The sequence below is a fragment of the Caulobacter sp. HMWF025 genome (assembly GCF_003060965.1).
Lineage (GTDB): Bacteria > Pseudomonadota > Alphaproteobacteria > Caulobacterales > Caulobacteraceae > Caulobacter.
Genome location: NZ_QAII01000119.1, coordinates 21478 through 26368 on the forward strand (window position 1 = coordinate 21478; position 4891 = coordinate 26368).

The 4891-nt window shown below is 67.5% G+C and carries 5 protein-coding genes; 1 reads left to right on the forward strand and 4 read right to left on the reverse strand.

The window, feature by feature from the left end; translation table 11 throughout:
* From DBR10_RS19115 to DBR10_RS12940, 3 genes are all read right to left on the reverse strand, one after another.
* On the reverse strand, positions 1-895 hold an 895-nt coding region (locus DBR10_RS19115), incomplete at its 3' end, for a S9 family peptidase (protein ID WP_158273160.1).
* Complete coding sequence (locus DBR10_RS12935) at positions 813-1145, reverse strand: TolB family protein (RefSeq protein WP_158272227.1); 333 nt, start codon at positions 1143-1145, stop codon at positions 813-815. The genes DBR10_RS12935 and DBR10_RS19115, both read right to left, overlap by 83 nt.
* Positions 1090-1473 carry a PD40 domain-containing protein gene (locus DBR10_RS12940; protein ID WP_158272228.1) on the reverse strand — a complete coding sequence of 128 codons (384 nt, stop codon included), beginning with the start codon at positions 1471-1473 and terminating at the stop codon, positions 1090-1092. The genes DBR10_RS12935 and DBR10_RS12940 overlap by 56 nt, the downstream gene beginning before the upstream one ends.
* A gap of 178 nt (positions 1474-1651) precedes the next feature.
* Here DBR10_RS12940 and DBR10_RS12945 point away from each other — a divergent pair, with 178 nt between their 5' ends.
* Positions 1652-3700, forward strand: a complete 2049-nt coding sequence (locus DBR10_RS12945) for a transglycosylase domain-containing protein (protein ID WP_233243401.1) — start codon at positions 1652-1654, stop codon at positions 3698-3700.
* 13 nt (positions 3701-3713) lie between these two features.
* On the opposite strand, the gene DBR10_RS12950 is transcribed toward DBR10_RS12945, so the two are convergent.
* Positions 3714-4891 (reverse strand): serine hydrolase domain-containing protein (locus DBR10_RS12950; RefSeq protein WP_108556398.1); only part of this gene is annotated, 1178 nt, incomplete at its 5' end.

A 4891-nucleotide genomic window follows, 5' to 3' on the forward strand; every position in this document is an offset into this window, starting at 1 on the left:
CCCGGACGTGGGCGACGGCATCCTCGATATCGCCCAGCTCCTTGGGCCGCTCGCGACGGTCATTGGCCATGGCAAAGGCCTTTCCGAACCCGGTCGAGCCCCGATAGTTGAAGTCGAGCACGGCCATGCCGCGCGCTACCAGATACTGGGTCGAGGCGCTCCAGCCCGGACGGGCCTGGGAGCTCGGGCCGCCGTGCAACAGCAGGACGAGCGGCGGCTTTGCGCCATTCGCCGCCGGTGCGGGCCGGTACAGCAGGCCCGACAGCGGCGTCCCGTCGCGCCCCTTGAAGCGAACGGTTTCGGGACGGGCCATCCTGGCCGGGTCCAGACCCGCCCAGCTGGTGCGGACCGGACGGGTCACGGCGCCGGTTACAAGGTTCCAGACCCGGGGCTCTGCCACCGCGTCCGGGGCAACGATATTGACCAGCGCCACCGGAGCCGAATCCGCAAATGCGATGCTGACGACACCACGGGGCAGATCGGGCGTCTTCAGCAACTGGCCGGTCTTGAGATCGCGAACATGCGGAACGGCAAATCCGTCCTCGTTCGAGGTCCAGGCCATCCAGCGCCCGTCCTTGCTCAGGCTGAGCTGGTTCAGTTCGTGGGCGGCCTGCTCAACGATCTTCAGCTTGCCGGTGGCCAGGTCATAATGGGCGATGGCCCGGAAGTCCCGATCGACATTGGTGACCAGATAGAAGCCCCGGCCGTCGGCGGTGAACACAACGTCCTCATTGGCCGACGGGGTCGCAGGCTTGATCAGAGAGCGGACCTGGCCGGTCTTGAGGTCGAGCAGGCTAAGATCGGCCCCGTCCTCACCCCGGGTCTCGCTGAGCACCACCTGCTCGCCCCCCGGCTGCCAGGCGGCGACATAGACGCCAAAGGATCCCTGATGCACGAGCCGGGTGGCCCCGGGTGGCAACGTCGCCGACATAGACGTCGTAGTCGCGGCCGTTGCGCTCCGTTGAGCTGTAGACGAAGCGCTTTCCATCCGCCGAAAAGACCCCGAACTGGCGATAGGCTTCGGCCTTGGGAAGCAGGACACGCTCGCGGGCGCCGTCCGGGCTCAGCAGATAATAGCCCTGCCGCTCATCACCGGCGGTATCGGCCGCATAGAGCAGGGCCGAGCCGTCCGGCGTCCAGTCCACGCTGTCGACCGTCGAGCCGAAGGTCAGCTGCCGGGGGCGCGCCGCCCACCGCATCGACGATCCAGACCTGCGGCTCGCCGGTGATATTGCTTAGATAGGCCATCCGGGTTCCGTCCGGCGACAGGCGGGCCTGGGAGGCCCCCTTGACCATCAGGAAGCGCACCAGGTCCGGCTTGCCGGCTCCCGCCAGACCGACGGCTACGGGCTTGGGAACCGGTACATCAGCTGGAGAGGGGGCCATGGCCGCCGGTGTCGCCGTCTGACCAAACGCCGCCTGCGCGCCGCCAAGGGCGGCCAGGGCGGCCACCGTCACAAGGGTCTGCTTCAAGCCGCGCATGGTCTCTCCTCACATCATCCGACGATAGTCCGCAGGAACGCCCAGCCCGTCCAGCGTGTTTCGCGGTCCGGCACCGAGGGAACGGCATTGTGCCGGGCTTGGCGCACAAGGCGGATATGCTATGCACCCGCAGGGCCGAAGCGCCCCGCCCCGGAGCGCGCGCCTGTCCATGTCGGATCCCGAAAACCCGAAATCAGAACTTCCCGCCGGGCCGGAGGCCGACCTGCGTGAAACCGACCCTGTCGGCGAGGTTCAGGACGAACAACAGGCTTCAACCCCGCCTGAGGGCGAAGAAGCAGGCCAGGATCCCGTTGCCGCGCGCCTGCCGCTCTGGCGGCGCCGCCCCTGGCAGATCGGCGCGGGTGTCACCGTCGCCCTGGTCCTGGCCATGATCCTGACCCTGCTGTGGTCCCTGCCGCTGAGCCGGGCGCTGGAGCCCCTGGACAATTCCGCCCTGGTCCTGGTGGCCGCCGACGGCACCCCGATCGCCCGCCGCGGGTCCTACAAGGAGGCCCCGGTCGATCTGAAGGCCCTGCCCGACTATGTACCTGCGGCCTTCATCTCGATTGAAGACCGGCGCTTCTACAGCCACATGGGCGTGGATTTCCGGGCCATCGCCCGGGCTGTCGGGGCCAATGCCAAGGCCGGGGGCGTGTCCGAGGGTGGCTCGACGATCACCCAGCAACTGGCCAAGAATGCCTTCCTGTCCAGCGACAGGAACCTGAAGCGCAAGGTTCAGGAAGCCCTGATCGCCGTCTATCTGGAAGCGCGGCTGTCCAAAGACGAGATCCTGTCGCGCTATCTCTCCTCTGTCTATTTCGGCAATGGCGCATTCGGCGTCCGGGCTGCGGCCCGTCAGTACTTTGACAAGCCGGCCGAGCAGCTGACCCTCGGCGAGGCGGCCATGCTGGCGGGCATGGTCAAGGCCCCCTCCCGCCTGGCACCGAGCAGCAATCTCGAAGGGGCGACAGAGCGCATGCGGGCGGTCCTGGCGACGATGGTCGAGACGGGCGCCATTACGGCAACCGAGGCCCGGCGAGCGCCCGAGGAGGTTCGGGTCAGTGACGGCCGGCGCAAGATGCCGACCGGCTCGTACTTCGCCGACTGGGCCCTGCCCCAGGCACGGGCCGCAACGGGAGCCCGCTATGGCGAGACCATAGTCCGCACGACCCTAGACCCCAGACTCCAGGCCATGGCCGAAGCGACTCTCAGGCAGGCTCTGGACGAGGACGGCGAGGGTCTGAACATCACCCAGGGCGCGCTGGTCGCCATGCGTTCGGACGGCCGGGTTGTGGCCATGGTCGGCGGCCGTGATTATCAGGAAAGCCAGTTCAACCGCGCCGACGGGGCCCGTCAGCCCGGTTCGGCCTTCAAGCTGTTTGTCTACCTCGCGGCCATCCGCAAGGGCATGACCATCACGACGCCGATCTCGGACGCGCCTGTTGAGCTCTCGGGCTGGAAGCCCCGCAACCACGAGGGCAAATATGCCGGGCGCGAGGTGCCGCTGATCACGGCCTTTGCCGCATCGTCGAACGTCGCCGCCGTCCGCCTGGCGCATCAGCTCGGTCGGGCCGAGATTGTCAGGACGGCGCGTGACCTCGGCGTCACCGATCCCATTCCCGACGACCTGACCCTGGCCCTCGGCACCGGTCCGATGAGCCTGACCCACCTCACGGCGGCCTATGCCGCGATCGCCGCAGGCAAGGCCCCGATTGTGGCTCATGGCCTGGAGGGCTGGAAACCGAAGGTGCAGCCCCGCCCGCTGGGCCAGGCCGAGCTGGTCAACATGCGCGACATGCTCCGCTCGGCGGTCCATCGCGGAACAGGCCTGGAGGCGGCCATCCCGGGTGCCTTCGGCAAGACCGGGACGACCCAGAACTACCGCGACGCCCTGTTCATCGGCTATGTCGACGATCTGGTGGTCGGTGTCTGGGTGGGCAACGACAACAACAGCGCGATGCATGGCGTGGTCGGCGGCGGAGAACCGGCCAAGATCTGGCGTCGGTTCATGACCTCAGCCTTGGGTCGCAACACCACCGCGCCAGTCCTTGAGGACGAAACGGTCGGCGTGGAGGATCTGGAACTTCGCGACCTCGAGCCCATCGAGCTTGATCCAATTGATCCCGAAAGCCTGGATGCTCCAGAGCTGCCGACGACGACACCGCCCGAGGAGCGACCAGCCGCCCCAGACCTGACGAGCCCGTCGATCTTTCCCTAAGGAACGACCCGGATCAGGGCTCGCCCATGGTCTGGGCGCTGCGCAACTCCAGCCAGTCCGTGAAGGGCTGGCGATAGGCGAGGTCGAACACCTCGGGCTGCAGGCGGAAGGGCAGGCTCGACTCGCTGTTCCAAAGCATGACGACACCGATCTTCGTGGCCGGGTCGAACATCATGGTCGAGCGGTATCCGGTCACGGCTCCACTGTGGCCGACCAGGCGATGGCCCCGATAGGTGAAGCTGCGCATACCCAGCCCGTAGGTCGGTCTGATGAGCGAACGGCCCAGCGCCGAGTTTCCGTAAGGCCGACTGGTATTGACGCGCGGGCGCTGGACTTCGGACAGCACGGAGCCGGACAGAACGCCCGGGGCGAGTCCCATCTGGGCCTGCATCCAGCGAGCCAGATCCACGATGTTCGAATTGACGCCGGCCGCTGCGGGCACGCGATAATAGAACTCGCTCAAGGGCATGGCGCTGCCGTTCCGCGACGGACGGGCCCAGCTTGCGCCGGCCTGCAGGCCTTGCAGGCCGATGGTCGTACTGGTCATGCCCAGCGGCGCGAACAGCCTTTGCTGGGCGAGGTCGGCATAGGTCCGGCGCGTCGCCCGCTCAATGACCTCGGTGATCGTGTCGAAGGCGACGTTCTGATAGCTGTGGCAGGTGGCAGGCGGACACTGGAGCGGTACGGTGGAGAAGCTCTGGCGGATGACCTTTGGGTCCCGCCCGCCTTCCAGCCAGCCGTCATAGGCATTCCGGGGCAAGCCGGTCCGCTGGGACAGGAGCTCTTCAACCGTAAGCGTGGTCTCGGCCTGCCCCGGCAGACGAAGGCTGGTGTCGTATTTCCCAAGCGGGTCCGACAGCGACAGTATCCCGTCACCGGCCAGACGCGCGGTGAGCGTGCTGGCGACGGTCTTGGAGAGCGAGGCCCAGCGGAAAATCGTCCCGGACCCGACGGCATCGCCGCCGACCGGAGCGGTCTGGCCGTAGCCCCGGACAAAGGCCAGCCGTCCATCCTCGACGACCGCGATCGCGAGGCCCTGCATGCTGGGATCCGCCATCATGGCATGGATGCGGGCATCCAGGATGCGGTAGTCGATCTGGCCGTGCCAGGTCTGCGGGGACTGCGGAAGAACCTTCGGGATCGGCGGGGCCGTCGCAACTTGCGCGGCACTGTCCTCGCGGCCCTTGGAGC